Here is a 27,000-nt window from a genome sequence, read left to right on the forward strand (position 1 = left end):
ATTGACCACACCGCCGGATCCTGCGCGGTCCGGTCACACGATGTCGAGCACGTCGGCCACGGGCCGGCGCGGCGTGGCCGGACCCCGGGGCCCGTAGCCGAGGCGCAGCACCATCTGCACCTGGCCGATGCCCGACACCGGGTCGCGGGCCAGTCGGCGCAGGTCGGCGCTCTCCAGCGGGTGGGAGGTCAACGAGGTGGCCAGGTCGGCCAGGGTGGCCTCGAGAAGGACGCGCTCCAGGGCCTGTCCGGCGCGCAGCCAGTCGGCGGGTCCGTCGCCGGAGGTGCTGAGCAGGGCCAGATGAGGCGTGTGCTCGAAGACGGTGCTGCCGCGGTCGGCCACCGTCCGGCGGCCCGCGAAGTCCCGCAGCGGAGCCTTGCCGTCCCGTTTGCGCGGCCCGAACGCGTACTCGGGGACGCCGTCGACGGCGGTGTCCGCCTCCGCTCCGAGCCGGGTCCACCGCTCGAGGTCCTTCCTGGCGCCGGCGTCCAGCGCATCCCGGCTCTCCGCGTCGTGCACGAGGTCGAGCACCGTCTCGACGTGCCAGGGACGGGCGAAGATCAGCACGGCGCCCTCCGCGGCCGCGGCCCGCTGCAGACCCACCTGTACGTCCTCGGGGACGTCCTTCTCCGCGAAGGGGTGACGGCTGGTGTGCCGCTGCCGGATCGCGGGCTGCAGCCGTACCAAATCGTCCTCCACGCCCGCTGTTCCGCCGGGGCCGGCCAGCCGGACGGCGGCCATCAGGAAGGGGTCCCCAGGTTCGGGCAGCAGCCGTGTCTGCGCGCTCAGGCCCACGTGGGCGGCGGCGACGCGCAGGTTGAACAGGGCCGCACCGCAACCGATGTGCAGCGCCCGGTTGTCGGGGTCGGAGCCGGGCATGGCCCGCTCCGGATCGGCGCGCAGCAGGAGGACGCCCTCGGCGGTGTCGAAGCGGAAGCGCCAGGGCTGCGCGTTGTGCATGGACGGGGCCGCCGTGGCCTCGGTGACCAGAGCCGTCACCGTGCTCCGGTCGAGCTGTCGCTGTTGCATCGCGTCCTCCTCACTCCGGACACCTGCCGAGCTCAACACGACGGAAGCCGCGGTGCAAGGCGCCGACCGGCCCGGAGTCCGGGCCGGTCGCCCCTCTTCAGGCCGGGGCCGACGCGTGATCATTGAATTGAGCGCGGGCGCCGGGCACGGCATCCGCAGGGGTTCCCCCGTCCCCGTACCGGAAACGGTGCCCGCGCCAGGGGGGACGGCCTCAGGAGGGGCCGTGGCCGTACGTGGGTCGTCGGCCGCGTGCTCGCACGATTCGCACCCGCGCGAGCACGTCCCCCGCTCCCCCGCCCGGTGCCTCGGCGGGCGGCAGCCCGACAGGGCCGAGAGGAGACTCCCCCGATGCCGTACGGCCCCAGGATCCGAGCAGGCCGTTGGGCCGGTGTGCCCGAGTCGGTGGGCCGTCCGGCCCCTCTTCCGCCCACGGCCCCGAACAGCCCCGAAACACGAGCGGACGACTGCTACACAGAACGCCGGCGCCCGCCTTCGACGCGGCGCCCTTTCCCACCCACCCCCTTTCCGGGAGGTTCCATGCTGTCCGCAGAGTCCGCCGCCGTGGTGCGTGCCACCCTGCCCGCCGTTGCCGGAGCGCTCGACGAGATCACGACGCGCTTCTACGGCGCGATGTTCCGGGACCGGCCGGAGCTGCTCGACGGCATGTTCAACCGCGGCAACCAGGCCAGCGGGGCCCAACGGCGGGCCCTGGCCGGGTCGATCGCCGCCTTCGCGAGCGCGCTGCTGGAGGATCCGGACAGCCGCCCGGACACGCTGCTGGACCGGATCGCGCACAAGCACGCGGCCGTCGGTGTCACCGACGACCAGTACACGATCGTGCACAAGTACCTGTTCGGCGCGATAGCCGAGGTGCTCGGCGATGCCATCACCCCGGAGGTGGCGGCAGCCTGGGACGAGGTGTACTGGCTGATGGCCGGCGCCCTGATCGGCCGGGAGGCCCGCCTCTACCAGGATGCGGGCGTCGAGCCGGGCTCGATCTGGCGGCAGTGGACGGTGGTCGAGCGTCGCACCGAGACCCCGGACACGGTGTCCTTCGTGCTCCGCCCCGCGGACGGCCGGCGGGCGCCGCGGGCCCGGGCGGGCCAGTACGTGAGTGTGCGGGTCCAAATGGCCGACGGAGTACATCAGTTGCGTCAGTACAGCCTGTCCTCGGACCCGGGCAGGGACCTGCGGCGGATCACCGTGAAGCGGGTCGAAGGCACGGACCGCGCCCCCGAAGGCGAGGTGTCCAACCTGCTGCACGAGCAGGTGCGCGAAGGACAAGAACTGACCCTCTCCGCGCCCTTCGGCGACGTCTTCCTCGACGGCGCGGCCGACAGCACCGACCCACTGGTGCTGGTCTCGGCCGGCATCGGCTGCACCCCCATGACGAGCATCCTGGCCCACCTCGAAGCCATCGGCTCGACCCGCCCGGTGCTGGTCCTGCACGCCGACCGCTCCCCCGCCGACCATGCCTTGCGTGCCGAGACGCACGATCTCGTCGAGCAACTGCCGGGCGGTCGGGCCGTGTTCTGGTACGAGCGTCCCGGAGCGGAGGAACCCGGCGCCCACGAAGGCCTGATGGACCTCTCCGAGGTCGAACTCCCCGTCGGCGCCACGGTGTTCCTGTGCGGCCCGCTGCCCTTCATGCGGGACGTCCGCGGACAGCTGCTGGGCGCCGGGGTGCCCGCGCGGCACATCCGGTACGAGGTCTTCGGACCCGACCTGTGGCTGCCCGGCAGCGCGGCCTGAACGACCTTGTACCTCCCAGGAAGGGAATCACGATGACCAGCAGCAGAGAGCAGGCCGCGCCCGCGGTGCGGCTGCGTTTCGACGGCCCGGTGGACCAGGAAACGCTCGCCTACGCCCGTACGAAGATCGATGCCGTCGTCGGCCGGGCCGGTCTGCCCGCCGTCACCGGCGAGGTGCGCATCGTGCGGGCGGGCGCCCGCCACGCGGACCACCCCTGGTTGGCCACGGCCGACCTGCGCGTCGGCGGCAGGCAGGTGGTCGTCGTCGCCGAGGAGGCCACCGGCCGGGAGGTCGTCGACCAACTCCAGGACCGGCTGCGCCGCCGGACCGACAAGATCGCCCACGCCGGGGAGGACGGTCACCGGACGACGGCGCCGCCGTGGCGGGGAGGCGGCCCGCAGCCGGCGTAACTCCCGCCTGGGCGCGGCCCGATCGGTGACGGTCCACCGGTCGGGCCGCCGTCGTGTGCTCCCGTCGTGAGACGCGGGCCGTCCGGACCACGCACGTGACCAATGGCCCACTGACCGGACCCACCTGCACAGGAAAGCGTGGGAGGCGTGGTTCCCGATCGGCGGGCGAGGACGAGGAGTTGTGTGATGGCGAAGGCGTATCTGGTGGGCAGCGGGATCGCGGCGCTGGCCGCGGCCACGTTCCTGATCCGCGACGGAGGGTTCGACGGGGCGGACATCCACCTCTTCGAGGAGCAGCGGCAGATCGGCGGCAGCCTGGACGCGGGCGGCACGGCGGAGACCGGCTACACCATGCGCGGCGGGCGGATGTTCGAGGCCGAGTTCCGCTGCACCTACGACCTGTTGTCCGGCATCCCCTCGCTCGACGATCCCACTGTGTCCGTGACGCAGGAAATCCTCGCCGGGCACGAGGACTTCGCCTGGGACGACATCGCACGGCTGGTGGACGGGGACGGCAAGATCGTCGACACGAAGTCGATGGGGTTCTCCGAGCGCGACCGGCTGGAGCTGGTCCGCTGCCTGGCGACCCCCGAGGGCCATCTCGACGGCAAACGGATCACGGACTGCTTCGACGAGCATTTCTTCACCACGAACTTCTGGTTCATGTGGTGCACGACGTTCGCCTTCCAGCCCTGGCACAGCGCCATCGAGTTCCGCCGCTACCTGCGGCGGTTCATCCACCTCTTCCCCGAGTTCGCCTCGATGTCGGGCATCCACCGGACCCGCTACAACCAGTACGACTCGATCGTGCGGCCCCTGACCGCCTGGCTGCGCGCACGCGGCGTCACGGTGCACACCGGCAGCCGCGTCACCGACCTGAGGTTCACGCCAGGGCTCCGCAGCGGCACGGTCGAGACCCTGTACGTCACCCGGGGCGGCCGCGACGAGAAGATCGCCGTGGCGCCCGAGGACCTGGTCCTGGTCACCAACGGCTCCATGACCGATGCCTCCAGCCGCGGCACGCACACCGCTCCCCCGCCGCCGTCGCCCGGCCGTTCGGACGCCTGGCTGCTGTGGCACCGACTGGCCCGGGGGCGTGAGGAGTTCGGCAACCCGGCCGCCTTCGACAAGCACGTCAAGGAGTCCCGCTGGGAGTCGTTCACCGTCACCGCCAAGGACCCCGCGTTCCTCGACGCACTGGCAGAGTTCAGCGGACGTGAGACCGGCCGGGGCGGGCTGATGACCTTCACCGACTCCAACTGGCTGCTCACCGTCGTCGCCAACCGCCAGCCCGTCTACCGCGACCAGCCCGAGGGCGTCTCGGTCTGGTGGGGCTACGGTCTGTTCCCCGGCCGCGCCGGCAATCACACGCCCAAGCCGTTGACCATGTGCTCCGGCCGGGAGATCCTCGAAGAGGTCCTGCACCATCTGCACTTCGACGAGCCGCTCAGGGCCCGCGTCCTGGAGACCTCCACCGTCGTGCCCTGCGTGATGCCGTACATCACGAGCCAGTTCCTGGCCCGCCGCCGCGAGGACCGGCCGCATGTCGTGCCCTCGGGGTCGGTCAACCTGGCCTTCATCGGCCAGTTCGCGGAGGTGCCCGACGACGTCGTCTTCACCGTCGAGTACTCGGTGCGCACCGCCTGGACGGCGGTGGCCCGGCTGCTGCGTCTCGACAAGCAGCCTCCGCCGGTCCACAGGGGCCACCACGACCCCCGCGTGCTGGCGGCCGCGCTGGAGACGATGCACCGCCGCTAGCCGGACGGCGACGAGCCGCTGGGGCGGGACCCGGGTCCCGCCCCAGCGGCTGTGCTGCAGCGTGCCCCACTCGACCCGCCTGCGCGGCCGGACCGCCCGCGGGTGACCGTCCCGCACGCCGGTGCCGGTGAAGGCCAGGGCCACTCATCCGACCACGGCCGACAGCACCAGCCCCCGCGCATACGAGCGGAGGGCGACGTACACCGAGCCCATCACCAGCGGCGGCACGAACCCGCCCAGGCCGCCCGCGGCGCCGACCACGCCGGTGACCGAGCCGACCTTGCACGGAACAGGGCCGACCGGCCCTAACGACCGCGCACCGCTCAGGTGGACGATGGCCTGATGTTCCACACCGACGGCTTTCGCGCACTCGATCGGCAGGAGTGCCTGCACCTGCTGGCCAAGGTGCCGGTCGGCCGGGTCGTGTACACCCGGCATGCGCTGCCCGCCGTCCTCCCGGTCAACTTCTCCCTGGACACGGACGGCTCCGTGCTGTTGCGCACCTCGGCGACTTCGGATCTCGTCCGCGCCATCGACGGAGTCGTGGTCGCCTTCGAGGCGGACTCCTTCGACGCCGAGGACGAGTCCGGCTGGAGCGTCGTCGTGACCGGCCGCGCCGAGGTGGTGACCGACCCCGCCGAGCACGACCGGCTGTCACGGACCGGCCCGCAGTCGTGGATGCCCCTTCGGGACGGCGTCTTCGTACGAATCAAGTCGGAGATGATCACCGGGCGTGAGATCGGAGACGCGCGCGGCGCGGCCTGAGCGGACGCGCCGAGGCGCTCGACCGGTCCCGGTACGGGACGTCCCGGTCGGCTGTCCCGAGCTCATTCCCCTGCTGACCGCCATGGACATGCGCGTCGCATCGTCAGCGGTGCCGGAGAAGACGCAACCGGAGGGCCCGCTGAACACTGATGTCCCGGACGACCACCGCGGCCAACTGTTCGTGGAACGGACGGTGCCGCTGTCAGGAGGGCAGATCCACCCCGTACAGACTGCGTCCGCCCACGAGTTCGCGGCCGGTGACCAGCTCGGGCTCGATGCGGACGAAGACCTCCTCGGGCGAGGGCACCCAGGAGCGCGGTCCGGTGCGGATCAGGCGCTCGTGCTCGTCCGGATCGGTCACGACCGTCGCCGAGCCGGTGACGACGACGCTCCAGCCGGAGTGAGCGACCGCATCGACCTCGTCGACCTCGAAGGCGACGACCACTCCGTCGACGGCGCGGACCAGTTCCGAGGCCGCCGAGGTGCGCAACACCACGGCACCGCCGGTGTCCACACAGAAGTTGACGGGCAGCACCGCGGGCAGCGCCTGACGTGTGTGCACGATGCGGCCGACGGGCACCTTCGCCAGCAGACGCAGGCACTCCTGCCGTTCGAGTTCGCGGAAACCGTCGTTCGGGTACATGGGCCAGTCCGTCTCTCACCTGGGTACAGCTCCGGAGCGTTGCCTCCAGGTTCCGCGGAGCGAGGGCCGACGATAAGGGACCATCGGTCCCGGCCGAGCCGGAGAACGTCCCGGTTCATACCGTCAATGGACCACCGGCAGGCCATTCCGACATGCGGCGCAAGACCGATGCCCTCGACACCCTGGGCGACCGTCGTAGGGGCACCGCCGCACGGCGACGGGGCCGGACGCTGAATCGTCCGGCCCCGTCCTCACCGCCCCGTCCCGGTGACCGTCGTATGCCCGCCCGGGGCACCCCCGCGGTCAGCCGGCGCTGTCCGCGCCGGTCGGCAGTGGCGGTTCCGCGGTGATGCGCTGCCACTCCTCGTCTGTGAGGACCCTGGAGCGGATCAGGAAGCGCAAGCCCTCGGGGGCTTCGAGGGAGAAGCCGCTGCCCCGGCCGGGGGTCACGTCGACGGTGAGGTGGGTGTGCTGCCAGTACGCGTACTGCTTGGCGCTCATCCAGAACGGCGTGTCCCCCGCCACGTGGCCGAGCAGGACGTCCGCGGCGCCGACCCGGAACTCGCCGCGCGGGTAGCACATGGGTGCGCTGCCGTCGCAGCAGCCGCCGGACTGGTGGAACATCAAAGGGCCGTGCTGGTCGGTCAGTTGCCGCACCAGTTTCTGTGCGGCGTCCGTCAGTTCCACCCGCGTCGCCCGCGTGCCCATCAGAAGAATCCGAGCTTCTGCTCCGAGTAGCTGACCAGCAGGTTCTTCGTCTGCTGGTAGTGGTCGAGCATCATCTTGTGGGTCTCGCGGCCGATGCCGGAGCCCTTGTAGCCGCCGAAGGCCGCGTGGGCCGGGTAGGCGTGGTAGCAGTTCGTCCACACGCGTCCGGCCTTGATCTCGCGGCCGAGTCGGTAGGCGAGGTTGCCGTTGCGGGACCACACGCCGGCGCCGAGGCCGTAGAGGGTGTCGTTGGCGATCTTCGCGGCCTCCTCCGGGGAGTCGAAGGTGGTGACCGAGACGACCGGGCCGAAGATCTCCTCCTGGAAGATCCGCATGTCGTTGGTGCCCTTGAAGACGGTCGGCTCGATGTAGAAGCCGCCCTCCAGGCCGGGGACGGTGCGGGGCGCGCCGCCGGTGAGCAGCTCCGCGCCCTCCTTCTTGCCGATGTCGATGTAGGAGAGGATCTTCTCGAACTGGTCGACGCTGGCCTGGGCGCCGATCATGGTCTCCGGGTCGAGCGGGTTGCCGCCCTTGATGGCCTTGGTGCGCTCCACGGCGCGGGCCATGAACTCGTCGTAGATCGAGGAGGCGATCAGGGCCCGGGAGGGGCAGGTGCACACCTCGCCCTGGTTGACCGCGAACATCACGAAGCCCTCGACGGCCTTGTCCAGGTAGGCGTCGTCGGCGTCCAGGACGTCGGGCAGGAAGATGTTGGGGCTCTTGCCGCCGAGTTCCAGGGTGACCGGGATGATGTTCTCGGACGCGTACTGCATGATCAGCCGGCCGGTGGTGGTCTCACCGGTGAAGGCGATCTTGGCGATGCGCGGGCTGGAGGCGAGCGGTTTGCCGGCCTCGACGCCGAAGCCGTTGACCACGTTGAGCACGCCGGGCGGGAGCAGGTCGGCGATCAGGTCGACGACGACCAGCAGGCTGGCCGGGGTCTGCTCGGCCGGCTTGATGATCACGCAGTTGCCGGCGGCGAGGGCCGGGGCGAGCTTCCAGGCGGCCATCAGGATCGGGAAGTTCCAGGGGATGATCTGGCCGACCACGCCGAGCGGCTCGTGGAAGTGGTAGGCGATCGTGTCCTCGTCGATCTCGCCGATGGTGCCTTCCTGGCTGCGCACGACGCCCGCGAAGTAGCGGAAGTGGTCGACGGCAAGGGGGATGTCGACGTTCAGGGTTTCGCGGACGGGCTTGCCGTTCTCCCAGGTCTCGGCGACGGCGATCTTCTCGAGGTTCTCCTCGATCCGGTCCGCGATCCGGTTGAGGACGCGCGCCCGCTCGGCGATGGAGGTGCGGCCCCAGCGGTCCGCCGCGGCGTGGGCGGCGTCCAGCGCGAGGTCGACGTCGGCGGCGGAGGAGCGGGCGACCTCGCAGAACGCCTTGCCGGTCACCGGCGACGGGTTGTCGAAGTACTTGCCGTCGACGGGGGCGACCCAGTCGCCGCCGATGAAGTTGTCGTAGCGGCGGGCGAATTCGACGATGCTGCCTTCGGTTCCTGGCTGCGCGTACACCATGGCGGCTCTCCTCGGAGGATGGTGGTACGGCGGCCCGTGCCGCCGTGACGCGGCCCACTGTGGGTCTCCGAGGTTGGCGCAAGGTTGGTGTCGAGGACGCCGTCTCGTTCAGTCCCGTAGCGCGGTGCTGAGCCGGCCGACGGCGATCGGGCGGCGCAGGTCGTGCGGGGCGAGCAGGCGCAGGGCGTGTTCGTGCACCTCGGCGTCGTACGGGGCGCGCTCGCCGTAGCGCAGGGCGTGCCCGGGGTCGGTGCCGGCCAGCACGGCTTCCCGTACGGCGACCTCCAGTTGGGCCCGCCATTCGACGATGCCCGGCGCCTCGGACCGGGGCAGCAGCGGGCCCCGGTAGTGGCGCAGCGCGGTGCTGATGTCGCCGCGTTCCAGGGCGCGCAGCACGTCGACGGCGTCGCAGGTGACGGGGGCGGTCAGCGTGTAGCGGCGGGGTGCGATGCCGCCGTCGAGGGCGCGGCGCAGGTGGGAGATCTCTGCCTTGAAGGTGGACGCGGTAACCGGGCGATCGCCGTAGAGGGCCTCGCGCAGCCGCTCCGGGGTGAAGCCGTCCGGTTCCAGCGCGAGCAGCGTAAGGATCTCCAGCTGGCGCGGGCGCAGCAGGAGCGGGGTGCCGGCGCGGTCGACACTCTCGGCGCCGAGGCAGCGCAGCCGTACCGGGACGGCATCGGCAGCGGGCTGTACCGGAGCCTCCGTACGCAGTCTGCCCTCGATGGCGGAGACGAGGGTGCGCACGGTGGACATGGCCAGGGGGTGCGAGCGGTCCCAGGTGGTGGACAGGTCCAGGACGCCCAGGACCCGGCCGTCCGGGGCGTGCACCGGTGCGCAGTAGCAGACCCAGCCGTGCAGGGCCGACACCAGGTGTTCCGCGGAGAAGACGGTGCTGGGGCGGTCGGTGCGCAGGGCGAGCGAGAGGGCGTTGGTGCCCATGGCCGGCTCGTCCCAGCGGCCGCCGGGCGCGAAGTTGACCCGCTCCGCGCGCCGCCGCATGGTCTGGCCGCCGCGCGTCCACAGGATGGTGCCGGAGGCGTCGGTGACCGCGGTGACGAACCCCGCGTCGTCGGCGATGCTGTGCAGCTCGTCGGAGAGGTCGTCCAGGGGGCGGCGCAGCGGCGAGGCGGCCCAGCGCTCGGCCACCGAGCGTTCGTCCAGAGCCGGGGCGCTGTCCTTCTGCGGGTCGACACTGCTGAGGGAGCGTGCCCATGACTCGGTGACCTCTGGCCGCAGCGTCTGGCCGCCCGACCGTCGCACCGTCGCCGGCTGCTTGAGCTGTGGCACCCAGCGGGACCACTCGTCCTCCAGCGTTGCCCTGCGCCGCCGGAGGTCACTGCGCTGTGACATGTCCTCCCCTGCCGTCGTACGGGGACGATCGCTCATTGTCCGTCACGATTGCGAGAAAAGCACCTGTCCGATCGGGCAGTAAGCGGCGCCGGACGGACGGGTAGCGCACCCACGTCTGCCCGCCCTACCTTGAGCCTCGGGCCGACGACGGCTCTTTTCGCCTTCGACGACAGCTTTTTTCGTGTTCACGGACGGGCCGGGGAGGTCGCATGTCGCTCCCATCAGGCGTCATGACGACCGGCGGCGGTGAGCCGACCGCCGACTGGAGCCGTGACGAGTCCCCGTGCGAGCTCACGGGCCCGCAGCGGGCCGGGGCTGCCCCGCCCGTCGGCCGGTCAACGCGGCTGGCCAAGTTCCACGTCCCCGAGGTCGTGTTCGGGCCGGGTTCCCTGGCCGAGCTCGGGCATTGCACGCTCAGGCTCGGCGCCCGCAGACCGTTCCTCGTCACCGACCCCGGGCTGATCGAGGCGGGCTGGGTCGACGAGGCGGTCGGTCATCTGCGGCGGGTGGGCCTCAGGCCGGTGGTCTGGCACGACGTGACGCCCAATCCCAAGGACCGCGAGGTGGAGGCCGGCTATCAGCGGTACGCCGAGAGCGGCAGCGACGTCATCATCGGCGTCGGCGGTGGCTCCGTCATCGACGCGGCCAAGGGTGTGGCGATCCTGTCCGGCAACGGCGGGCGGATCCTCGACTACGAGGGTGTGGACCAGGTCGTGCAGCCGATCCCGCCGACTGTGATGGTGCCGTCCACGTCGGGCACCGGCGCGGATGTGTCGCAGTTCGCCGTGATCACCGACACCACCGAGCACATCAAGATCACCATTGTGAGCCGGACCCTGGTCCCGGAGATCTCCGTCATCGACCCGCGGCTGCTGACGACCATGCCGGACTGGCTGAACGCCGCCACCGGCCTGGACGCGCTGACACACGCCATCGAGGCCTTCGTGTCCCGGGCGCACAACCCGCTCACCGACACCCACGCCCTGCACGCGGTCCGCCTGATCACCGGCAACCTGGTGCGCACCCAGCTGGAGCCCAAGGACTTCGACGCCCGGCTGGCCATGGCGCAGGCGGCGCTGGAGGCCGGGATGGCCTTCACCAACGCGATCCTGGGCGCGACCCACGCGATGAGCCACCAGGTGGGCGGCCTGCTCGACGCGCCGCACGGCGTGGTCAACGGCGTGCTGCTGCCGCACGTGATCCGCTTCAACGCCGAGGCCTGGCCCGACCGCTTCGTCGCGCTGGGCGAGGCGGCCGGCCTCGCGACCACGGGCGTGGAGCCGTACGAGGTGGCGGCGCGTCTGGCCGATCTGGTGCGCGCGCTGGCCGACGACGTCGGTGTGCCCAAGGGGCTGGCGAGCCTGGGCGTCGCGGACTCGGACGTGCCCGTGCTGGCCCGCACCACGCTCAAGGACGCCTGCATGGCCACCAACCCGCGGGACGTGCAGGTGCACGACGTCGAAGTGCTGTTCCGCGAGGCGCTGTGAGGCGAGCTGGATGAGCGTGCCCGAACGGTCCCCGCACACCGCCGACTTGGGGGTTCTCACCGGTCTGCGTTCGGGCAAGCGGTCCTTCTACCCGGCGTATGTGCGCTCCACCGAGCGGCTGGAGCGCACGGTGGAGGCGCTCGACGGGATCTCGCGCGCGCTGGTGCGCACCGCGGAGGGACCGCGGGCCCTGGTCGAGGCGGTCGTACGCACGGCGGCCGACCATCTGCAGGCGCGCTGGCTGCTGCTGGCGGTGGCGGACGGCGCCCTGCGCGCGGCCCGGCCGCGGTTCCTGCTGTACGCCGACGACGTACTCATCGACGACGAGACCCGGCTGCCCGCCGAGGTACGGGCACATCTGAAGGTGCTGCGCACCCGGCCGTGGGAGGCGGCCACCTCGGCGGAGGACCGGGCCTGGGTACGGGCGCCCATGACCTTGGACGACGAGCCGGTCGGCGGGATCGCCGCGGAGCCCGGTGTGGGCGTCGAGGTGGCCGACACCGACCTCGCGATCCTGCGCGTGCTGGCCAACCAGGCCGCCGTCGCCCTGCACAACACCTACCTGTTCCACGCGGCGACCGCGCTGCGCGGCCGCACCGAGGAGCTGTCGGAGGCCGCCGAGCGGCAGGCCCGGGACCTCGCCGCGCGCAGCGCCGAGCTGGCGCAGACGCAGGAGCGGCTGTTCGAGGCGATGCAGCGGCAGGCGCTCGACGACGAACGGCACCGCATCGCAAGGGAGTTGCACGACAGCGTCGCCCAGTACGTGCTCAGCGCGGGCATGACCGTCGAGGTGTGCCGGGCCGAGCTGGAGGCGATGGGCGGAGCGGCCGCGGACATCGCCGGGCAACTCGCGGAGGCCAAGGATCTGAGCCGTCAGGCCGTCGAGCGGCTGCGCTCCTCGATCTACGCCCTCCACCACACGTCGAACGAGCCGACCGGACCACTCCCGGTCATGCTGGAACGGCTCTCGACGGTGCACCTGCCGACCGCGCTCGACGTTCGCGTGACCGTGCAGGGCAGCCCGGTGCCGCTGCCGCCGCGCGCCGAGCAGTCGATCCTGCGGCTGGCCGGGGAGGCCCTGTTCAACTCCGCGACGCACGGCGCGGCCACCCGCGCCCTGATGCGGCTGCGGTACCTGCCGGAGGCCGTCGTGCTGAGCGTGTCCGACGACGGCACCGGAGACCCGGCGCAGCTGCGGCGGGCGCTGCAACTCTCGCGTGCCGCCGATGTGTCGGGGCGCCACCGGGGCCTGGCGAACATGGTCGCCAGGGCGGAGGAGCTCGGCGGCGCCCTGTCCATCCGCCGCTCGGGCATGGGCGGCGTCCTGCTGCGGGCCAGCATCCCGCTGCCGGTGCGCACCGATCAGGAAGGCAGCCGATGACCGCCGAACAGGGCACCGAGGCCCACACCGAGGCCCCAGCGAACACCCTGCGGATCGTCCTGGTGGACGACCACGCCATCGTCCGCCACGGCCTGAAGTCGATTCTCGAGCGCGAGAGCGACCTGGAGGTGGTGGGCGAGGCGAGCACGGTCGCCGAGGCGGAGGCCGTCGTCGACCGGACCCGCCCGTCGATCGTGCTGCTCGACCTGAAGCTGTCCACCGGTGCCGACACCGAAGGCCTGGAACTCTGCGCGGAACTGACGCGGCGTCACCCGAAGCTGGCCGTCCTCGTCCTCACCACCTTCGTCGACGACAGCCTGGTGGTGGCCGCGATCCAGCACGGTGCGCGCGGCTATGTCGTCAAGGACGTCGACACCACCGAACTCCTGCGCTCCATCCGCGCCGTGGCCCGCGACGAGAGCGCCTTCGACTCGCACGCGTCGGCCGCCATGGTGCGCTCGATGCGCGTGCAGCCCGAACAACCCCGGTTCACGGAACGCGAGTTGAAAGTCCTGCAGCTGCTCGCGCGGGGTCTGAGCAACCGCGACATCGGCACCCAGCTGTACATCTCGGAGACGACCGTCAAGTTCCACGTCCGCAACATCATGCGGAAGATGGACGCCTCGACCCGGGCCGAAGTCGTGTACGAGGCCAGCAAGTTGGGCGTGATCTGACGTACCGAGCGCCTGCCTCAGTCGGCGTCGACAACCAGCCATCCCCCGTGGTGGTCGTCGACAGTGAAGGCCAGACCCGTGCCCCGGCCCAGAGCCGTGAGCGCGTCCTGGTCGAAGGTGCGCACATGCCCGTAGGCCGCGGTCGACTCCTCCTCGTACGGCACCGCCACCACGACCCGGCGCCGGGCCAGCCGCACGGCCTCTCGTACGACCGTCTCGCCGTGCCCCGGATCCAGGTGCTCCAGCACGTGGATGACGGTGACGGTGTCCACCGAGCGGTCGGGCAGCGGCACCCGGGCGGCGTCGCAGGCGAGCGTGTCCAGCCGTACGCCCCGCTCGTGGGCCACCGCGGCCAGCAACCGCATCGTGCCCTGCGCGAGGTCGGAGGCGGTCACGGTGTTCTGCGGACGCTCGGCCAGCAGCAGCGGCAGGAACCCGAAGCAGGAGCCCATGTCGAGCACGGCGCCCGCGCCGACCAGGTCCAGGGTGCGGCGGTAGACGGGGGCGAAGCCCGCGATCGACGAGTGCGCTGCCTGGGTGGGCCGGCGCCACGCCTCCCGGATCCGGGTGAGCGTGTTGTCGTAGAACACCGCCCAGGCGGGCAGGGCGCCGTCCACGCAGGAACGCACGACGCCGGTGAAGACCCGCTCGAAGATGTCGCTGCCCAACAGCCAGCCGGGGGCGAACAGTTCCTCGGCGAGCAGGCCCGCCAGGTCGTTGTCCAGCTGGTCGGGGCGCAGCCAGTGGCCCACCTCGATACGGCGGCCGCTGCGGCGCAGGCGGAAGTGTGCGGTGCGCACCAGTGGCGCCGGTGCCGCGGCGTCGTCGTCCGGGTGCTCCCGCAGCACGCGGATCACGTGGTCGGCGTACAGGCCCGGCGGGTGCGGGGCCAGCGGGTCGATGCGATGGGTGGCGGCGGTGGTCATCGGCCGGTCGCCTCCGCCGTCATCCGCAGCGCCGTGCGCTCAAGGCCTGCAAGGTCGGAGACCACTTGGACGCGGTTGCAGTACTCGGCGTAGAGCGGCAGGTCGCAGGCGCCCAGGCCCCAGGAGTACCGGGGTTCGGGGGTGAGCCAGATCGTCTCCCGGACCCTGCGGGTGATCTCCTCGAAGGCATGCAGGGCCGGCGGGTTGCCGTTGCCGCGTCCGTCGCCCAGCACCAGCAGGGTGGTGCGACGGCCCAGCGCGGGGGCGTGTTCGGCCAGGAGCCGTTCGAAGGTGCGGCCGTAGTCGGAGTTCGCGTCGACGTCGAGCAGGCCGCCGGCCGGCAGGCCGTCGAAGACCAGGCCCAGCGCGCGCTCCAGGGGGTGCTCGGCGAACAACTCGGTGATCTCGGTCGGTTCGTCGACGAAGGCGAACGAGCGGACCTGCCCGAACAGCGACTGCAGCCCGTGCACCAGATGCAGGGTGAAGCGCGCGGTCGCCCGCACCGACAGCGACACGTCCACCAGGACCACCAGGCGCGGCCGGTCCTCCGCGCGGGTGACGGTGACCGGGCGGAACGGCACGCCGTCGTAGCGCATGTTGCGGCGCATGGTGCGGCCCGGATGGACACGTCCTCGCGGGGTGGCGCGTTTACGGCTGGTCAGGGCGCCGTGCAGGGAGCGGCCGATCCGGCGCAGGGCCTCCTCCAGCTGCGTGCGTTCGTCCTCGTCGACGGTCTCGACGCGGGCGCGTTCGGCGAGGCGGGCGGACTCGACGGCCACCGACTGGAGTTCGGCGAGGCGGTCGAGGTGGCGTTTGAGGAGTTCGGGGAGGTTGTCGATGACGCCCGCCAACGGGCGTGGCGGGGAGGCGAGTTCGTCCTCCGGATCGTCCGCGAGCCAGCCCAGCATCGCATCCTGCTGGGCGACGGTCAGCTCCGTGTCGATGCGTAGACCGGTCGCGGCGGCCAACTGCCCGGGCACTCCGGCGCCGTGCAGCCGCTCGGTCTCCAACTGGACGGACGGGCCGCCCGTGGGGTCGCCGCGGCCGTCCTTCGACAGGACGATCTCGTCGGTCATGGAGGCCAGGTCGAGCTTGTTGGCCTCCTGGTGGAGGTTGTACTGCTGGGCCAGGTCCTGCTGGTCGAAGTAGTCGCGGATGTCGGCCGGTTTGCCGTGGCTGTGGCCCTGCTGGGGGGTCTCGGACGGCTCGTCGGAGACGGTGTACGACTCCAACTCGCCGGTGTCGGACAGGTCGTCGTGCTCGTGACTGTGGCCGTGCCCGTCCGGCTCCCCCGCCACCGGGCACAGCGAGAAGAACGCGGCGAACAGCTCGTCGAACAGTTCGTCGTCGCGGCGGTCCTTGACCAGGGTCAGGCGCAGGGCCTCGCGCAGCGTGTCGCGCCCGCCGAGCACGCCGGGCTGGGAGGCCGCGCGCATGGCGTCCATGGCCTCCGACACGGACACCCGCACCCCGAACAGCCGCAGTACACGCACGAATCGGTGCACACCCGCTTCCATTGCGGTCCCCCCTCGGTTCAGTCCGCGCGGCGGCGGGCGATGGCGGCGAAGGCGCGCGCGCCCTGGCCGGCCCCGGCCGCGGGACGCTGTGTCGGGCCGGGGCCCGGAGCGCCGTAGTAGCCCTCGTCGTGGCGGCCCTGCCGGTCCATGGCCGCCCTGACCGCCTGCCCGTCCACCTCGTGATCGTGGTGGTGCCCGTTGTGATGGTGGTGGTGGCCGTGGCCGTCGTGGTGGTGGCCCGGTTCCGGCAGTACGCGGTTGGGATCCACCAGCCGCGGCAGCACGTCCAGCGCGCGGTGCAGGTCGCGCTCGTACTTGAGGACGACGTTGGCCGTGTCGGCGAGCACCTCGGGGTCGAGCTCCTCGACGCCGAGGACGGCGAGGGTGCGGGCCCAGTCGACGGTCTCGGAGATGCTGGGGTTCTTGCGCAGCTGCAGCTCGCGCAGTCCGCGCACCACCTGCACCAGATGGCGGGCGGTCGCCTCGGACAGGCCGGTCTCCTTCGAGCGCAGGATCTCCAACTCCCGTTCCGCGTCCGGGTAGTCGAGGAAGAGGTGCAGACAGCGGCGCTTGAGCGCGGCCGACAGATCGCGGGTGTTGTTGGAGGTCAGGACGACGTACGGCGGGATCTTGGCGGTGTACGTGCCGATCTCCGGCACCGACACCTGGTACTCCGCCAGACACTCGAGGAGTACGGCCTCCAGCGCCTCGTCGGCCCGGTCGACCTCGTCGATGAGCAGTACCGCGGGCTCCTCGCCGCGGATGGCGTCCAGCAGCGGGCGGGGCGCGAGGAAGCGGTCGGAGAAGAACACGCTGTCCTGCTCCTCGATACGGCGGACCGCGGAGCCCAGATCGGGTGTGTCGGCGGTCAGGTCGCCGATCTTGTCGCGGAGCATCTGCGTGTACAGCAGCTGCTTGCCGTAGTCCCACTCGTACAGGGCGCGGCTCTCGTCCTGGCCCTCGTAGCACTGCAGGCGCAGCAGCCGGCGCCCGGTGGCCGCGGCGAGTGCCTTGGCGAGCTCGGTCTTGCCGACGCCGGCCGGGCCCTCCAGCAGCACCGGCTTGTCCAGCCGGGTCAGCAGGAACACGGTCGTGGCTAGCCGGCGGTCGGCGATGTAGCCGTGGCCGGCGAAGCGTTCGGTGACGTCCTCGACCGAGGCGAACGCGGCGGGGTTCTCGGGTGTGGCGGGCACGGGTCCTCCGTCGGGAGTCGGGCGGGACGGTGGCGGGGGACGGCGAGCCGTGGCCGTCCCCCGCACGGGCGGGAAGCGCTCAGCCGAGCAGGTCGTCCAGGTCGCCGGTCATGGAGTGCTCGACAACGGGCCGGACCGTGTCGAACGTGCACTCCTTGGCGTTGCCCGGGGTGCAGGCGTCACCGAGGACGTGGTTCGTGATCCGGTCGACGTCCCCGGCATCGCCGGTGATCGTCTTGGCCTGCTCGTAGAACTTCGTCGGACCCTGGCCGAGCCGGTTCTTGGAGTACGTGTCCTGCGTGACGTCGGTGAACTTCTCCGGGATGCCGACGTCACGCAGCAGCCGGATGCCCGCCGCGAGCGCGGCCTCGGCGGCCTTGACCTTCGTCATGCCGTGCGTGTCGACGCCCATCGCCTCGGCGATGTCCGCGAACCGCTCGTACTGGGCGGGCATGTTGAACGCCCACACCCGGGGCAGCGCGATCGCGTTGTTGAGGCCGTGGTGGGTGTCGTAGAACGCGCTGACCGCGTGCGAGATGGAGTGGATGATGCCGAGGCCGCCGGAGTTGAAGGCCTGCGCCGCGATGTACTGCGCGTACATCATCCCCTCACGCCCGGCCAGGTCCTGGCCGTTCCACACCGCCTGCCGCAGATGCCTGGCGGTCAGTTTGATGGCGTGCAGCGAATTGCCCAGCGAGGGCTGGAAGTTGAGCCGGGAGACGTACGGTTCGGAGGCGTGCGCGAGGACGTCGAAGCCGCACTGGGCGGTGTAGTCGAGCGGGCAGTCGTAGTACAGCGTCGGGTCGTCGATGGCGAGGCTGGCCACGGACGCGTCGTCGAACGCCACGTACTTGTGGGGGTTGTCGGGGTCGGTGGTGGTGTCGGTGATGACGTAGGCCCATGAGGTCTCCGAGCCCGTGCCGGCCGTCGTCGACACCGCGATGTGCGGCGGGTTCTTGGGGTTCTCGGACTTGTTGAAGCCCTCGAAGTCGTTGACGTTGCGGCCGTCGTGGGCCACCGAGACACGGGCGCCCTTGCAGGCGTCGTGCGCGGAGCCGCCCCCGATGGAGACGAACGAGTCGCACTTGTTCTCTTGGTACAGCGTCACGGCGTCCATGACGTTGTAGTCCTTGGGGTTCGACTCGACCTTGTCGTACACCACGACCTCGAGCCCGTGGTACTTCATCGACTCGACGATCTTGTGCACGGTGTCGCTGCCGCGCAGACCCGTGGTCATCACCAGCGTCCGCTTGAACCCCAGCTTCTTGGCCTCCGGGCCGATCAGTTCGTGTGCGCCGGGGCCGAGCAGCGCCCGGGGGAAGGGGTGGAACTCCTTGATGGGGAACGGCTTGAGAAGTTCTTCGACCTGCATGATCGCGACTGTCCTCTCCGCACCGTGAGGCGCGTGGTCGGGAAGTTGGCGGCGTGCTTCACCTTCGGGGACCGGATCGCGGCGCGACACCGGCCGCTCGGACGGCCGGCGGACGCGGACGGAGGGGGTGCGCCCCGTCCGATCGGAGGGGGCCGGGGCGTACCTGTCCGACCGGGCAGGGTGAGGGCGGCCGAAAGCAGGGCGAGACGCGAAGGCGTGCGCCCTAGCGTCGAGTTGTGTACGGCACCGAGTGCCGAAATCCCTTGCCCTTACCGCCCCTTCAGGAGGACTGCCATGCAGGACGAGACCCGCACCGTCGAGCAGGACGACACCGTCGCCGTGGACGAGGTGATCGAGGAGGTCCTCGTCGAGGAGGTCTCCATCGACGGCATGTGCGGCGTGTACTGAGCCGGCCATGTCTGCTTCGTCTACCGAGCCGACCGTGCCTGTCTCGTTTACCGAGCCAACCGTGCCTGCCCCGTTCGACGCGGCCCGCCCCTACCGCCTGAACCCCTGCGTCGCGCTGCGCCCCGAGCCGTTCGGGGCGCTGGCCTACCACTTCGGCAACCGCCGGCTGTCGTTCCTCAAGGCACCCGAACTGGTCGCGCTGGTAGGCGACTTGGGCCGCTACGGCAGCGCACGGGAGGCCCTCGCCGAGGTCCCCGAGAAACGCCGCGACGCCTTCGGACGGGCCCTCGCCTCCCTGGCCGCCGCCGACATGATCGTCCCCACCGAAGCGGAGCCGCAGCCGTGACCGTCACCCACGAAGCCCCCGCTGCCGTCCCCGCCCTGGTCGAGCAGTTCAAGGGCGGCCTGCACGCCCCGATCTGCCTGACCTGGGAGTGGACGTACGCCTGCAACCTCTCCTGCACGCACTGCCTGTCCTCGTCCGGCCGGCGCGACCCCCTCGAACTGTCCACGGACGAGATCAAGTCGGTGATCCGCGAACTGCGGCGCATGCAGGTCTTCTACGTCAACGTCGGCGGTGGCGAGCCCACCGTCCGCCCCGACTTCTGGGAACTGCTGGACTACGCGATCGCCCACCAGGTCGGCGTGAAGTTCTCCACCAACGGCCTGCGTCTGACCCCCGAACGGGCGCGCCGGCTGGCCGCGACCGACTACGTCGACGTGCAGATCTCCCTCGACGGCGCCACCCGCGAGGTCAACGACGCGGTGCGCGGCCGGGGTTCGTACGACATGGCGGTGCGCGCCATGGAGAACCTCGCCGCCGCGGGTTTCGCCGACTTCAAGATCTCGGTGGTGATGACCCGTCAGAACGTGCCGCAGCTCGACGACTTCGCCGCCCTGGCCGACCGCTACGGCGCCCAGCTGCGTATCACCCGCCTTCGCCCCTCCGGCCGCGGCGCCGACGTCTGGGACGAGCTGCACCCCACCTCCGAGCAGCAGCGCGAGCTGTACACCTGGCTCCTCGGCCACGGCGAGAAGGTCCTCACCGGCGACTCCTTCTTTCACCTCAACGCGCTGGGCTCCGAGCCGCTGGCGGGACTGAACCTGTGCGGGGCCGGGCGGGTGGTGTGCCTGATCGACCCGGTGGGTGACGTGTACGCCTGCCCGTTCGCCATCCACGACGCGTTCAAGGCGGGCAACATCCGCACGCCGGGCGGCTTTCAGCGGGTGTGGCGCGAGTCCGCGCTCTTCGCCGAGCTGCGCCGGCCCGCCTCCGGCGGTGCCTGTTCCGGCTGCTCGGCGTACGACGCCTGCCAGGGCGGCTGCATGGCCGCGAAGTTCTTCACGGGGCTGCCGCTGGACGGCCCCGACCCGGAGTGCGTCAAGGGCCACGGCGCGACCGCGCTCACGGGCACCGACCGCTCCGCGCTCCCGCGCCAGGGCAAGGACCACTCGCACCGCACCGTGCCCCTGGGCATGCCGGCCGTCCGCACCCGCCGCCCGGACCGGTTCTGCGACGAAAGCCCGCTGGCCGGCGCCGACTTGAGCGCCTCACCCGACGAGAAGGGAACGTCATGAGCAAGTGGATCGAGACGGTCGCCGAGGCTCAGCGGCGAGCACGCAAGCGGCTGCCGAAGTCGGTCTACAGCGCGCTGTTGGCCGGCTCGGAACAGGGTGTCTCCTACGACGACAACACCACCGCCTTCGGCGAGTTGGGCCTCGCCCCACACGTGGCCGGGCTGTCGGCCAAGCGCGACCAGGCCACGACCGTGCTGGGACAGCAGCTCGCCCTCCCGGTGATCATCTCCCCGACCGGGGTGCAGGCCGTGCACCCGGACGGCGAGGTGGCCGTCGCGCGGGCCGCCGCGGCCCGGGGCACGGCGGTCGGGCTCAGCTCCTTCGCCAACAAGGCGCTGCCGGAGGTGGTGGCAGCCAATCCGCGGACGTTCTTCCAGATGTACTGGATGGGCTCGAAGGACGCGATGACCCGGCGGATCGAGTACGCCCGCGACGCCGGGGCCAAGGCGCTGATCGTCACCCTGGACTGGTCGTTCTCCTACGGCCGGGACTGGGGCAGCCCGAGGATTCCCGAGCGGCTGACGCCGAAGGAGATGCTGCGCTTCGCGCCGGAGGCGCTGACCCGCCCGGCCTGGCTGTGGGAGTTCGTGAAGTCGCGCAGCCTCCCGGACCTGAGCACACCGAACCTCGCCGAGCCTGGCCAGGACGCGCCCACGTTCTTCGGTGCCTACGGCGAGTGGATGCAGACGCCTCCGCCATCCTGGGACGACGTGCGCTGGCTGCGCGAGCAGTGGGACGGGCCGTTCCTGCTCAAGGGGATCTGCCGGGTGGACGACGCCCTGCGCGCCGTCGACGCCGGGTTCACCGCGATCTCGGTGTCCAACCACGGCGGCAACAACCTCGACGCGACCCCTGCCCCGATCCGCGCCCTGCCCGCCATCGCGGACGCGGTCGGCGACCAGGTCGAGCTGGTGCTCGACGGCGGTGTCCGGCGCGGCACCGACGTGGTCAAGGCGCTCGCGCTGGGCGCCAAGGCGGTGCTGATCGGCCGCGCCTACCTGTGGGGCCTGGCGGCGGGCGGCCAGGCCGGCGTGGAGAACGTCCTCGACATCCTCAGCCGCGGCATCGATTCGGCCCTGCTCGGCCTCGGCCGCTCGTCCGTCCACGAACTGACCCGCGACGACGTGGTCGTCCCGCCCGGCTTCACCCGCACCCTGGGCGCGCCCCACCCCGTGGGGACGGCCTGACATGCGCCCCGAGGCCGTGGAGCCGATCCGCCTCGCGGATCTGACCTGGCCGGACCTGGAGGGCCGCCGCCCGCTGGTGCTGCTGCCGCTCGGCTCGTGCGAACAGCACGGCCCCCACCTGCCGTTGGACACCGACACCACGGTGGCCACGGCAGTGGCCGAGCGGGCCGCGGCCCGTCTGTCCGGCGAACGGGACGTGGTGATCGCACCGCCTCAGAGCTACGGCGCAAGCGGCGAGCACGAGGGCTTCCCGGGCACGGTGTCCATCGGTCACGCCGCCCTGCGCCTGCTGCTCACCGAGACGGGCCGCTCGCTGCTGCGCTGGACGGGCCGCCTGCTGGTGGTCAACGGCCACGGCGGCAACGTGGCGAGCCTGGCGGACGCGGTGGCCGGGCTACGCGGCGAAAGCCGCGACGCGGCCTGGTGGCCCTGCCTGGTACCCGGTTCCGACGCGCACGCAGGCCGCACCGAGACCTCGCTGATGCTCCGGCTGCGCCCCTCGGCCGTACGGACCGAACGTGCCGTCGCCGGATCCACCGAGCCGGTCGAGCAGTTGATGGACCGGCTGGTCGCCGAGTCGGTCCGCGGCGTCAGCCCGTCCGGCGTCCTCGGCGACCCGGCGGGCGCCGGGGCCGATGAAGGCGAACGGCTCCTGGAGCGGATGGCGGACCGGCTCACCGCCGACATCCGTGACTGGCGGATCTCCCGGCGCGGACGACTGGGCCTGCCGGTCACCGCCCCTGCCGGAGCCGGACGATGACCGGCCGCCGGGTCGCCGTCGTCACCGGCGCCGCGACCGTGCGCCGACTCGCCCGCGACGGCTGGGCGGTCGCCGCCGACATCCGTGACAGGCGGATCTCCCCGCGCGGACGACTGAGCCCGCCGGTCACCACCCCTGCGGAGGCCGGACGATGACCGGCCACCGGGTCGCCGTCGTCACCGGAGCCGCACGCGGCATCGGCGCCGCGACCGTGCGCCGACTCGCCCGCGACGGATGGGCGGTCGTCGCCGTGGACCGCTGCGCCGACGACCCCGACGTGCCGTATCCACTCGCCGAGCCGCACCAACTCGAGCTTCTGGCAAAGGAGTTCCCCCTGGTGCGTACGCTCCGGGCGGATGTCCGCGACGCGGCCGCACTGGAGGACGCCGTACGCATGGCGGAGATCGACTTCGGCGGGCTCGACGCCGCCGTGGCCGGCGCCGCGGTCATGCTCGGCGGCGGGCCGGTGTGGGAGCAGACCGACGCACAGTGGCGCACGCTGCTCGACGTCGATGTGATGGGCGTGGCGAACCTGGCACGCGTCGCCGTACCCGCGCTGCTGCGCAGGCCGCAGCCGCGCACCGGCCGCTTCGTCGCCCTCGCCTCCGCCGCGGCGCACCGCGGGTTGTGGGGCCTTGGTGCCTACTGCGCCGCCAAGCACGCCGTGGTCGGGCTGGTCCGGGGCCTCGCGGTCGACCTGCGCGACACCGGCGTGAACGCGCTCGCCGTGTCCCCCGGCTCCACGAACACCGACATGCTCCGCGCCACGGCCGACCTCTACGACCTGCCCGGCGTCGACAAACTCGCCGACCAGCAGCTCACCGGACGCCCGTTGGAGCCGGACGAGGTCGCCTCCGTGGTGGCCTGGGCCTGCTCGGCGGAGTCCTTCGCGGTCACCGGTTCGGTGCTGCACGCGGACGGAGGGTTCACGGCATGACCTGGTTCGTACGGATCTCCCCGCCCACGGAGACACTGCCGCCTCCTCCGGACGGCCGGCTGCCACACGGCTTCGCGGTCGAACTCGCCGCCGACACCCACCGCTCCCGCGACGGCCACCTGATGCTCGGCGGGTCTCCCCCGCGGCTGATGCGCATCACTCCAACGGCCGTACGTCTCCTGGAAGATGGCCGCTTCGCCGTGACGGACGCGACGAGCGCCGCGCTCGCCCGCCGACTCCTGGACGCCGGGGTCGCCCACCCGCGCCCCGAGCTCCAACCCGTCCGCGACACCACCATCGCGATCCCGGTACGCGACCGCGCCGACCAACTCGACGCCCTGCTGGCCGCGTTGCGCGCCGACCCGCCCACCGCGGACCTGCCCGTCCTGGTGGTGGACGACGGCTCCCGGAACCCCGACGCCCTCGCCCGGGTCGCCGGGCGGCACGGCGCCCGTCTGCTGGTCCACCCGCACAACCTCGGCCCGGCCGCCGCCCGCAACACGACCCTGCGCCACGCCCGTACGGCGTACGTGGCGTTCGTCGATTCCGACGTCGTGCCCGAACCGGGCTGGCTGGCACCGCTGTTGGCGCACTTCAGTGACCCGGCGGTGGCGCTGGTCGCGCCCCGGGTCGTCGCCCTGCCGGTGTCCGCGCCGGGGCTGTTCGACCGCTACGAGGAGGTCCGCTCGCCGCTGGACATGGGGGTGCGGGAGGGGCCGGTGGTGCCGGTGTCCATGCTCTCCTACGTGCCGAGCGCGACCATCGTGGTCCGCCGGGCGGCGGTGGGCGCCGGGTTCGCTCCCGGGATGCGGGTCGGCGAGGACGTCGACCTGTGCATGCGGCTGCACGAGGCGGGCTGGCGGCTGCGCTACGTCCCCTCCGTGCAGGTCGGCCACCGGCACCGCACCGACCTGCGCAGCTGGGTCGCCCAGCGAGCCGGGTACGGCACCGGCGCCGCCGACCTGGCACTGCGTCACCCCGGCCGGGTGCCGCCCCTGTACGCCGCGCCCTGGTCGCTCGCCGCCTGCGCCCTTCTCCTACGGGCCAAGCCGCTGCCGGCGGCCGCGGCGCTGGCCCTCACCGCGGCGACCGCCGTGAAGGTGACGCGCCGCATGCCGGACGCCGACCATCCCGCCCGTGCGGGCACCCTGCTCTCGCTCGCGGCCCTGCGCGGCACCGCCGAGCAGTTGCTGCGCTGCGCCACCCGGCACCACTGGCCGGTGGCGGTGGCCGCCGCCGCCGTCAGCCGCCGGGCCCGGTACGCCCTGCTCGCCGCGGCCGTCGCCGAGGGGCTGGCCGACCACCGCCGCTCCCGCACCGCGCTCGGCCCGCTCACCCACACGGCGATCCGGCGGCTCGACGACCTGGCCTACGGCTGGGGCGTGTGGCAGGGCGCCCTGCGCCGCCGTACCGCCGCGCCACTGGTGCCGCGCCTCGCCCTGTCCACCCGCGGCCGCCCCGCGCGGCGCCCCTGGGAGCCCAGGCCGGTGGCGCCAACCTCGCGCCAACCCGCCCAGGCCACCGTAGAGCCCTGGTGACGGGCGAGCCGTGCCCGACGGCCTCCCGCACGGCCCGTCCGTCGCCCACCACCCGCATCCGAGGAGGAACCCGCATGTCCCCGCGCTCCGATCTCCGCCCCGCCCCCGACAGCCCGCTCGCCGGAGCCGACGCAGCGGTGCCCCGGCCGGACGACAGCGCGGAGGCGGACCGCCTGACGTTCTGGGCACGGCAGGCGGAACGCCTCGACTGGGAGACCGAGTGGTCCGAGGTACTGGACTGGTCGGACGCGCCGTTCGCGCGCTGGTTCACCGGCGGGCGGCTGAACGTCGCGTACAACTGCGTCGACCGGCACGTCGAGGCCGGCCACGGCGGCCGCGTCGCCTTCCTCTGGGAAGGGGAACCGGGCGACACCCGCACGATCACCTACGCGGAGCTGAAGCGCGAGGTCTGCAGGGCGGCCAACGCCCTGCTCTCGCTCGGCCTGCGCGCCGGTGACCGAGTCGCCATCCAGCTGCCGATGATCCCCGAGGCCGTGGTCGCCATGCTGGCCTGCGCCCGGCTCGGGCTGGTGCACAGCGTGGTCTTCGGCGGCTTCTCCCCCGCGGCCCTGCAGTCGCGCATCGAGGACGCCGGAGCCCGCCTGCTGATCACCTCGGACGGCCAGTACCGCCGGGGCCGGGCGGAACCCACGAAGGCGAACACCGACGAGGCCACGCGCCACACCCCGAGCATCGAGCACGTCCTGGTGGTCCGGCGCACCGGCACCGCCGTGCCCTGGACCGAGGGCCGCGACCTGTGGTGGCACGAGCTGGTGGACGCCCAGTCCGACGAGCACCGGCCGGAGTCCTTCGACGCCGAGCACCCGCTGTTCATCCTCTACACCTCGGGCACGACCGGGAAGCCGAAAGGCATCCTGCACACCTCGGGCGGCTACCTCACCCAAGCCGCGTACACCCACCGCGCCGTCTTCGACCTCGACTCCGACAACGACGTCTACTGGTGCACCGCCGACATCGGCTGGATCACCGGGCACTCCTACATCGTCTACGGGCCGCTCGCCAACCGCACCACGTCGATCCTGTACGAGGGCACGCCCAACACCCCGCACGAGGGACGGCACTTCGAGATCATCGAGAGGTACGGGGTCTCGGTCTACTACACCGCCCCCACCCTCATCCGCACGTTCATGAAGTGGGGCGAGCAGCTCCCGGCCCGCTACGACCTGTCGTCGATCCGCGTCCTCGGCAGCGTGGGCGAACCGATCAACCCCGAGGCGTGGCGCTGGTACCGCGAACACATCGGCGCCGGCCGCGCTCCGGTGGTGGACACCTGGTGGCAGACCGAGACCGGCGCGGTCATGATCGCGCCCCTGCCCGGAGCGGCCCCGGCCAAGCCCGGCTCGGCGCGGACAGCGGTGCCCGGCATCTCGGCCAAGGTGGTCGACGACCAGGGCGAGGAGGTGGGCACGGGCGCGAGCGGCTACCTCGTGCTGGACCGGCCCTGGCCCGCCATGCTCCGCGGAGTCTGGGGCGACGACGACCGCTACCGCGAGACCTACTGGACCCGGTTCGCCGACCGCGGCTACTACTTCGCCGGGGACGGCGCCCGCTACGACGAGGACGGCGACATCTGGCTGCTGGGCCGCGTCGACGACGTCATGAACGTCTCCGGCCACCGGATCTCCACCGCCGAGGTCGAGTCGGCGCTCGTGTCGCACCCGACGGTTGCCGAGGCCGCCGTGGTGGGGGCGTCGGACGCGACGACCGGCCAGGCGATCGTCGCCTTCGTGATCCTGCGCTCGGGTGTCGCGGACGTCACGGACGCCGCGCGTGTCGCCGGCGCCGTCGGCGGGAACGGAGCGGATGTCACCGCGGCGCTGCGCGAGCACGTGGCCCAGGAGATCGGCCCCATCGCCAAGCCCCGTCGAATCCTGGTGGTTTCGGAGCTGCCCAAGACCCGCTCCGGAAAGATCATGCGGCGGCTGCTGCGCGACGTGGCGGAGAACCGCGAGGTCGGCGACGTCACGACGCTCGCCGACGCCTCTGTGATGGACCTGATCAACTCCGGGCTCTCGGGTCGGCCCCAGCAGGCGGGGTGACGGGGTGCGTACAGGGAAGGAGGAAACGGACATGGCCCGGTCGGGTCCGC

26 protein-coding genes are annotated in these 27,000 nt (G+C 72.1%); 16 read left to right on the top strand and 10 right to left on the bottom strand.

The features are described from left to right. Window positions 1-33: 33 nt before the first annotated feature. The gene (locus ACFY1L_RS28525) at window positions 34-1,029 is read right to left on the bottom strand and encodes an Acg family FMN-binding oxidoreductase (RefSeq protein WP_388830324.1); all 996 of its coding nucleotides are present in this window, start codon (window positions 1,027-1,029) and stop codon (window positions 34-36) included. A gap of 537 nt (window positions 1,030-1,566) precedes the next feature. Between ACFY1L_RS28525 and ACFY1L_RS28530 the strand changes: the two genes are divergently transcribed. From ACFY1L_RS28530 to ACFY1L_RS28540, 3 genes are all read left to right on the top strand, one after another. Continuing rightward, window positions 1,567-2,781 (top strand): globin domain-containing protein, encoded by a 1,215-nt coding sequence (locus ACFY1L_RS28530; RefSeq protein WP_388830327.1) that lies wholly within the window; start codon window positions 1,567-1,569, stop codon window positions 2,779-2,781. 32 nt (window positions 2,782-2,813) lie between these two features. Continuing rightward, a complete protein-coding gene (locus ACFY1L_RS28535; RefSeq protein ID WP_388830330.1) occupies window positions 2,814-3,191 on the top strand; it encodes a hypothetical protein in 378 nt (125 codons plus the stop codon). Window positions 3,192-3,377: 186 nt separating this feature from the next. Beyond that, window positions 3,378-4,949 carry an oleate hydratase gene (locus ACFY1L_RS28540; protein WP_388830333.1) on the top strand — a complete coding sequence of 524 codons (1,572 nt, stop codon included), beginning with the start codon at window positions 3,378-3,380 and terminating at the stop codon, window positions 4,947-4,949. Window positions 4,950-5,093: 144 nt separating this feature from the next. Here ACFY1L_RS28540 and ACFY1L_RS28545 read toward each other — a convergent pair whose 3' ends face one another. After that, window positions 5,094-5,300: a hypothetical protein gene (locus ACFY1L_RS28545; RefSeq protein ID WP_388830336.1), complete on the bottom strand. Its 207-nt coding sequence runs from the start codon at window positions 5,298-5,300 to the stop codon at window positions 5,094-5,096. On the opposite strand from ACFY1L_RS28545, the gene ACFY1L_RS28550 reads away from it, so the two are divergent. Then, window positions 5,292-5,714: a pyridoxamine 5'-phosphate oxidase family protein gene (locus ACFY1L_RS28550; RefSeq protein WP_388830339.1), complete on the top strand. Its 423-nt coding sequence runs from the start codon at window positions 5,292-5,294 to the stop codon at window positions 5,712-5,714. The genes ACFY1L_RS28545 and ACFY1L_RS28550 overlap by 9 nt on opposite strands. A 202-nt stretch (window positions 5,715-5,916) precedes the next feature. Here the strand turns inward: ACFY1L_RS28550 and ACFY1L_RS28555 are convergent, their stop codons facing one another. From ACFY1L_RS28555 to ACFY1L_RS28570, 4 genes are all read right to left on the bottom strand, one after another. Next, on the bottom strand, window positions 5,917-6,357 hold the full coding sequence (locus ACFY1L_RS28555; protein ID WP_388830342.1) for a pyridoxamine 5'-phosphate oxidase family protein: 441 nt from the start codon (window positions 6,355-6,357) through the stop codon (window positions 5,917-5,919). A gap of 303 nt (window positions 6,358-6,660) precedes the next feature. Then, a complete protein-coding gene (locus tag ACFY1L_RS28560; RefSeq protein ID WP_388830345.1) occupies window positions 6,661-7,065 on the bottom strand; it encodes a DUF779 domain-containing protein in 405 nt (134 codons plus the stop codon). After that, window positions 7,065-8,582: an aldehyde dehydrogenase gene (gene adh / locus ACFY1L_RS28565; protein WP_388830347.1), complete on the bottom strand. Its 1,518-nt coding sequence runs from the start codon at window positions 8,580-8,582 to the stop codon at window positions 7,065-7,067. The genes ACFY1L_RS28560 and adh overlap by 1 nt, the downstream gene beginning before the upstream one ends. 108 nt (window positions 8,583-8,690) lie before the next feature. Further along, window positions 8,691-9,932 carry a GAF domain-containing protein gene (locus ACFY1L_RS28570; protein WP_388830350.1) on the bottom strand — a complete coding sequence of 414 codons (1,242 nt, stop codon included), beginning with the start codon at window positions 9,930-9,932 and terminating at the stop codon, window positions 8,691-8,693. A 209-nt stretch (window positions 9,933-10,141) separates the two neighbouring features. Between ACFY1L_RS28570 and ACFY1L_RS28575 the strand changes: the two genes are divergently transcribed. The 3 genes from ACFY1L_RS28575 to ACFY1L_RS28585 are packed head-to-tail and all read left to right on the top strand — an operon-like array spanning window position 10,142 to window position 13,474. Beyond that, entirely contained in the window at window positions 10,142-11,419 is a 1,278-nt protein-coding gene (locus ACFY1L_RS28575) for an iron-containing alcohol dehydrogenase (RefSeq protein ID WP_388830353.1), read from the top strand. 10 nt (window positions 11,420-11,429) lie between these two features. Then, window positions 11,430-12,800 (top strand): sensor histidine kinase, encoded by a 1,371-nt coding sequence (locus ACFY1L_RS28580; RefSeq protein WP_388830356.1) that lies wholly within the window; start codon window positions 11,430-11,432, stop codon window positions 12,798-12,800. Then, the gene (locus ACFY1L_RS28585) at window positions 12,797-13,474 is read left to right on the top strand and encodes a response regulator (RefSeq protein WP_388830359.1); all 678 of its coding nucleotides are present in this window, start codon (window positions 12,797-12,799) and stop codon (window positions 13,472-13,474) included. Before ACFY1L_RS28580 ends, ACFY1L_RS28585 begins: the two co-directional genes overlap by 4 nt. Window positions 13,475-13,491: 17 nt before the next feature. On the opposite strand, the gene mftM is transcribed toward ACFY1L_RS28585, so the two are convergent. From mftM to mdo, 4 genes are all read right to left on the bottom strand, one after another. Next, a complete protein-coding gene (gene mftM, locus ACFY1L_RS28590; RefSeq protein ID WP_388830362.1) occupies window positions 13,492-14,400 on the bottom strand; it encodes a mycofactocin oligosaccharide methyltransferase MftM in 909 nt (302 codons plus the stop codon). Continuing rightward, window positions 14,397-15,905 carry a VWA domain-containing protein gene (locus ACFY1L_RS28595; RefSeq protein WP_388830368.1) on the bottom strand — a complete coding sequence of 503 codons (1,509 nt, stop codon included), beginning with the start codon at window positions 15,903-15,905 and terminating at the stop codon, window positions 14,397-14,399. The genes mftM and ACFY1L_RS28595 overlap by 4 nt, the downstream gene beginning before the upstream one ends. A gap of 29 nt (window positions 15,906-15,934) precedes the next feature. Then, window positions 15,935-17,110 carry an AAA family ATPase gene (locus tag ACFY1L_RS28600; protein WP_388830373.1) on the bottom strand — a complete coding sequence of 392 codons (1,176 nt, stop codon included), beginning with the start codon at window positions 17,108-17,110 and terminating at the stop codon, window positions 15,935-15,937. 79 nt (window positions 17,111-17,189) lie between these two features. Further along, window positions 17,190-18,482 carry an NDMA-dependent methanol dehydrogenase gene (gene mdo, locus ACFY1L_RS28605; protein WP_388830376.1) on the bottom strand — a complete coding sequence of 431 codons (1,293 nt, stop codon included), beginning with the start codon at window positions 18,480-18,482 and terminating at the stop codon, window positions 17,190-17,192. A 294-nt stretch (window positions 18,483-18,776) separates the two neighbouring features. Here mdo and mftA point away from each other — a divergent pair, with 294 nt between their 5' ends. From mftA to acs, 9 genes are all read left to right on the top strand, one after another. After that, window positions 18,777-18,890: a mycofactocin precursor MftA gene (mftA, locus tag ACFY1L_RS28610; protein WP_388830379.1), complete on the top strand. Its 114-nt coding sequence runs from the start codon at window positions 18,777-18,779 to the stop codon at window positions 18,888-18,890. Between the two features lie 61 nt (window positions 18,891-18,951). Continuing rightward, the gene (gene mftB, locus ACFY1L_RS28615; RefSeq protein WP_388830382.1) at window positions 18,952-19,236 is read left to right on the top strand and encodes a mycofactocin biosynthesis chaperone MftB; all 285 of its coding nucleotides are present in this window, start codon (window positions 18,952-18,954) and stop codon (window positions 19,234-19,236) included. Next, window positions 19,233-20,468 (top strand): mycofactocin radical SAM maturase, encoded by a 1,236-nt coding sequence (gene mftC / locus ACFY1L_RS28620; protein WP_388830385.1) that lies wholly within the window; start codon window positions 19,233-19,235, stop codon window positions 20,466-20,468. Before mftB ends, mftC begins: the two co-directional genes overlap by 4 nt. Then, window positions 20,465-21,655, top strand: coding sequence for a pre-mycofactocin synthase MftD (gene mftD / locus ACFY1L_RS28625; protein ID WP_388830388.1), 1,191 nt, complete (start codon window positions 20,465-20,467; stop codon window positions 21,653-21,655). The genes mftC and mftD overlap by 4 nt, the downstream gene beginning before the upstream one ends. A gap of 1 nt (window position 21,656) precedes the next feature. Continuing rightward, window positions 21,657-22,415 carry a mycofactocin biosynthesis peptidyl-dipeptidase MftE gene (mftE, locus tag ACFY1L_RS28630; protein WP_388830391.1) on the top strand — a complete coding sequence of 253 codons (759 nt, stop codon included), beginning with the start codon at window positions 21,657-21,659 and terminating at the stop codon, window positions 22,413-22,415. Then, complete coding sequence (locus ACFY1L_RS28635; RefSeq protein ID WP_388830394.1) at window positions 22,412-22,570, top strand: hypothetical protein; 159 nt, start codon at window positions 22,412-22,414, stop codon at window positions 22,568-22,570. Before mftE ends, ACFY1L_RS28635 begins: the two co-directional genes overlap by 4 nt. Continuing rightward, a complete protein-coding gene (locus ACFY1L_RS28640) occupies window positions 22,567-23,352 on the top strand; it encodes a mycofactocin-coupled SDR family oxidoreductase (RefSeq protein WP_388830397.1) in 786 nt (261 codons plus the stop codon). Before ACFY1L_RS28635 ends, ACFY1L_RS28640 begins: the two co-directional genes overlap by 4 nt. After that, a complete protein-coding gene (mftF, locus tag ACFY1L_RS28645; RefSeq protein WP_388830400.1) occupies window positions 23,349-24,890 on the top strand; it encodes a mycofactocin biosynthesis glycosyltransferase MftF in 1,542 nt (513 codons plus the stop codon). The genes ACFY1L_RS28640 and mftF overlap by 4 nt, the downstream gene beginning before the upstream one ends. Before the next feature lie 74 nt (window positions 24,891-24,964). After that, window positions 24,965-26,950 carry an acetate--CoA ligase gene (gene acs, locus ACFY1L_RS28650; protein WP_388830403.1) on the top strand — a complete coding sequence of 662 codons (1,986 nt, stop codon included), beginning with the start codon at window positions 24,965-24,967 and terminating at the stop codon, window positions 26,948-26,950. Window positions 26,951-27,000 lie beyond the last annotated feature (50 nt).

It is taken from the genome of Streptomyces sp. NPDC001663 (assembly GCF_042893105.1).
Taxonomy (GTDB): Bacteria; Actinomycetota; Actinomycetes; order Streptomycetales; family Streptomycetaceae; genus Streptomyces.

Coding starts and splice junctions, on each gene's coding strand:
- ACFY1L_RS28525 (WP_388830324.1), bottom strand. CDS start 1,029: ATGCAACAGCGACAGCTCGACCGGAGCACGGTGACGGCTCTGGTCACC.
- ACFY1L_RS28530 (WP_388830327.1), top strand. CDS start 1,567: ATGCTGTCCGCAGAGTCCGCCGCCGTGGTGCGTGCCACCCTGCCCGCC.
- ACFY1L_RS28535 (WP_388830330.1), top strand. CDS start 2,814: ATGACCAGCAGCAGAGAGCAGGCCGCGCCCGCGGTGCGGCTGCGTTTC.
- ACFY1L_RS28540 (WP_388830333.1), top strand. CDS start 3,378: ATGGCGAAGGCGTATCTGGTGGGCAGCGGGATCGCGGCGCTGGCCGCG.
- ACFY1L_RS28550 (WP_388830339.1), top strand. CDS start 5,292: ATGTTCCACACCGACGGCTTTCGCGCACTCGATCGGCAGGAGTGCCTG.
- ACFY1L_RS28555 (WP_388830342.1), bottom strand. CDS start 6,357: ATGTACCCGAACGACGGTTTCCGCGAACTCGAACGGCAGGAGTGCCTG.
- ACFY1L_RS28560 (WP_388830345.1), bottom strand. CDS start 7,065: ATGGGCACGCGGGCGACGCGGGTGGAACTGACGGACGCCGCACAGAAA.
- adh (WP_388830347.1), bottom strand. CDS start 8,582: ATGGTGTACGCGCAGCCAGGAACCGAAGGCAGCATCGTCGAATTCGCC.
- ACFY1L_RS28570 (WP_388830350.1), bottom strand. CDS start 9,932: ATGTCACAGCGCAGTGACCTCCGGCGGCGCAGGGCAACGCTGGAGGAC.
- ACFY1L_RS28575 (WP_388830353.1), top strand. CDS start 10,142: ATGTCGCTCCCATCAGGCGTCATGACGACCGGCGGCGGTGAGCCGACC.
- ACFY1L_RS28580 (WP_388830356.1), top strand. CDS start 11,430: ATGAGCGTGCCCGAACGGTCCCCGCACACCGCCGACTTGGGGGTTCTC.
- ACFY1L_RS28585 (WP_388830359.1), top strand. CDS start 12,797: ATGACCGCCGAACAGGGCACCGAGGCCCACACCGAGGCCCCAGCGAAC.
- mftM (WP_388830362.1), bottom strand. CDS start 14,400: ATGACCACCGCCGCCACCCATCGCATCGACCCGCTGGCCCCGCACCCG.
- mdo (WP_388830376.1), bottom strand. CDS start 18,482: ATGCAGGTCGAAGAACTTCTCAAGCCGTTCCCCATCAAGGAGTTCCAC.
- mftA (WP_388830379.1), top strand. CDS start 18,777: ATGCAGGACGAGACCCGCACCGTCGAGCAGGACGACACCGTCGCCGTG.
- mftD (WP_388830388.1), top strand. CDS start 20,465: ATGAGCAAGTGGATCGAGACGGTCGCCGAGGCTCAGCGGCGAGCACGC.
- mftE (WP_388830391.1), top strand. CDS start 21,657: ATGCGCCCCGAGGCCGTGGAGCCGATCCGCCTCGCGGATCTGACCTGG.
- ACFY1L_RS28635 (WP_388830394.1), top strand. CDS start 22,412: ATGACCGGCCGCCGGGTCGCCGTCGTCACCGGCGCCGCGACCGTGCGC.
- ACFY1L_RS28640 (WP_388830397.1), top strand. CDS start 22,567: ATGACCGGCCACCGGGTCGCCGTCGTCACCGGAGCCGCACGCGGCATC.
- mftF (WP_388830400.1), top strand. CDS start 23,349: ATGACCTGGTTCGTACGGATCTCCCCGCCCACGGAGACACTGCCGCCT.
- acs (WP_388830403.1), top strand. CDS start 24,965: ATGTCCCCGCGCTCCGATCTCCGCCCCGCCCCCGACAGCCCGCTCGCC.